Origin of the sequence: Mesorhizobium sp. M5C.F.Ca.IN.020.29.1.1 (genome assembly GCF_003997375.1) — a bacterium.
GTDB lineage: Bacteria > Pseudomonadota > Alphaproteobacteria > Rhizobiales > Rhizobiaceae > Mesorhizobium > Mesorhizobium wenxiniae.
On sequence record NZ_RZSW01000684.1, the window covers coordinates 1 to 2,700 of the forward strand.

Below are 2,700 nucleotides of genomic sequence, written 5' to 3' on the forward strand. Positions count from 1 at the left end.
AACTTATTCGGATCGACTTTGCCGAGTTGCGGAATATAGGTCGCGACTTCGCCGCGATCCGTGCGCTCCGCCATTTCGGCGGCAATTTCAGTCAAAGCCTGTTCGAGTTCCGGCATGGCGCTACTTCAGCCAGCGTTCGAGGCGCATTATCGCCTCGACCATCTCATCGTGGCTGCCGGCGTAGGAAAAGCGCATGGTTCGATGGCCTTGGAGCGGATCGAAATCGCGGCCGGGCGTCGCCGCCACATGCGCCTCGGCCAGCATCTTGCGCGCAAAGGCCATGCTGTCGTTGGTGTGCCTGGTGACATCGCAGAAGGCGTAGAACGCCCCGTCCATCGGTGCCGCCAGCGCAAAGCCGAGTTCGGGCAGGCGTTTCATCAAAAGCTCGCGATTCCACGCATAGCGCGACTTCACCGCCTCCAATTCCCCGGTCGCCTTGAATGCCTCGATCGCGGCGATCTGGGACAGTTCCGGCGGTGAGATATAGAGACTCTGGGCGATCCGCTCGACCGGCCGCACCAATGGTTGCGGCAGCACCATCCAGCCGATCCGCCAACCGGTCATGCAGTAATATTTCGAGAAGGAATTGATCGCCGTCACGTCCTCGGCGTAGGCAAGCGCCGTCGTGTCCGGCGCAGCGTAAGCCAGCCGGTGATAGATCTCGTCGGAGATCACGGCGATGCCGAGCTCTTGCGCCGTCGTCACCAGCGCCGACAGCTCGTCGGCGGGGATAACCGCGCCGGTCGGATTGGCCGGACTGGCGAACAACACGCCCTTCAGCTTCTTTTCGCGATGCGCGGCCTTCAGATGTTCGGCGTGGAGATAGGCATCACCGTTGAGCTCGATCTCGACGACCTCGATGCCGAGCGCGGCCATGATGTTGCGATAGGCCGGATAGCCAGGCGCGGCGATGGCGACACGATCGCCTGGATCGAACATCGCCAGAAAGGCCAGGTTGAAGGCGGCCGACGATCCGGTGGTGACGGCGATCCGGCCGGGCGAGAGGGCGAGCCCGTAGTGGTCCGCATAGTGCTGCGCGATCGCCTCGCGCAAGCCTGCAAGACCCAATGCATCGGTGTAGCCGATGCGCCCCATCTTCAATGCGTTCGTCGCCGCTTGCCTGACCCCGGTCGGCGCCGGGCCGGACGGCTGGCCAACGGCCATGGAAACAACCGGCACGCCCTTTGCCTTCAGCCGATTCGCTTCCGCCAGAACGTCCATGGCGTGGAACGGCTCAACGTCGCCGCGACGCGAAAGCGATACAACCATTTGACCTCATTCCTTGCCGGCTGCGGGCGCCGAGCTCTGGCGTCCGCGCCGCACAAATGCCCGATTGATGTGAGGATCACAAGTTCGGTAAAGTTTCAGTGCCGACTTTTCATCCTCCGCCCGCTCGTCTACCAGTGGACCTGCCATGTTGAGCCGACCCAAATCGACGATAGCCAGGGCAGTACGCGCCTTCGCGACGCTTTCGCTTGCCGCGACGGTCGCTGTGACCAGCACCGTCAGCGCCTTCGCGCAAAACGTGCCGGTGGTGCGCGATGCCGAGATCGAAGCACTGGTGCGCGATTATGCGCGGCCGATCTTCCGGGCCGCGGGCCTGCCGGAAGACGGCGTCGACATCGTGCTGGTCAACGACCAGAGTTTCAACGCTTTCGTTGCCGGATCCCGCATGTTCATCAACACCGGTGCCCTGATGTCGGCGGAGACGCCCAACGAGATCATCGGCGTCATCGCCCATGAAGCCGGCCACATTGCCGGCGGGCACCAGCAAAAATTGCGCAACCAGCTCGAACGCGCCAAGACGATGGCCATCATCGCGACGCTGCTTGGCGCAGGTGCCATCGTTGCCGGCGCCACCACCAAAAGCCGTGGCCTCGCCGGCGCCGGCATGGGGGTTGCAGCCGGCGGCGGCGAGATGGCGCAGCGCAGCATCCTCGCCTATCAGCGCACCGAAGAGATGACCGCCGACCGCTCGGCGATAACCTATCTCAACGCGACCGGCCAGTCCGGCCTGGGCATGCTGAAGACCTTCGGCCGCTTTCAGAGCGCGCTCTCGCTGTCAGGGGCGCAGGTCGACCCCTACCGGATCAGCCATCCGCTGCCGCGGGAGCGCATTGCCAATCTCGAAGTGCTGGTCAAGCAGAGCCCTTATGTCGAGAAGGTCGATCCGCCGGCACTGCAGCAGCGGCACGACATGATGCGCATCAAGATCGCCGCCTATATGGGGGGCAAGGCCGCCGCATCGCGGCTGATGCGCAAGAACCCGGACAGCCTCGCCTCGCAATATGGCGACGCGCAGACGAGCTATCTTTTTGGCGATCTGGCCGGGGCGCTCGCCAAGACCAACGCGCTGATCAAGGCACAGCCGAAAAACCCCTATTTCCAGGAATTGCGCGGCGACATCCTGATGAAGGCGAACAGACCGAAGGCTGCCGCCGAAGCCTATGCCAAGGCGGTCAGCCTCGATCCGGCACGATCCGGGTTGCTGTCGGTCTCTTACGGCCAGGCGCTGATGGCCATTGGCACGCCCGATTCCCTGCAGAAAGCGGTGGTGCAGATCAACAAGGGCCTCGGGCGCGACCGGGAAAACGCCGTCGGTTACCGCCATCTGGCGCAGGCCTATGGCGAACTCGGCAACATCCCGGCCGCGGATCTTGCAACCGCCGAAGGCCATTTCTATTCCGGCGCCTACAAGGA

Annotated in this window: 2 protein-coding genes and 1 pseudogene; 1 reads left to right on the forward strand and 2 read right to left on the reverse strand. The window is 63.7% G+C overall.

From position 1 onward, the window contains the following. Positions 1-116 (reverse strand): annotated as a pseudogene (locus EOA85_RS39540) (glutaminase); the annotation flags it as partial. A 4-nt stretch (positions 117-120) separates the two neighbouring features. Then, positions 121-1,269 carry an aminotransferase class I/II-fold pyridoxal phosphate-dependent enzyme gene (locus tag EOA85_RS32030; RefSeq protein WP_127212400.1) on the reverse strand — a complete coding sequence of 383 codons (1,149 nt, stop codon included), beginning with the start codon at positions 1,267-1,269 and terminating at the stop codon, positions 121-123. A 145-nt stretch (positions 1,270-1,414) separates the two neighbouring features. Between EOA85_RS32030 and EOA85_RS32035 the strand changes: the two genes are divergently transcribed. Beyond that, on the forward strand, positions 1,415-2,700 hold a 1,286-nt coding region (locus tag EOA85_RS32035; RefSeq protein ID WP_164760020.1), incomplete at its 3' end, for a M48 family metalloprotease.

Bases quoted from the DNA above. Each gene is read 5' to 3' on its own strand.
- EOA85_RS32030 (WP_127212400.1), bottom strand. From the start codon at position 1,269: ATGGTTGTATCGCTTTCGCGTCGCGGCGACGTTGAGCCGTTCCACGCC.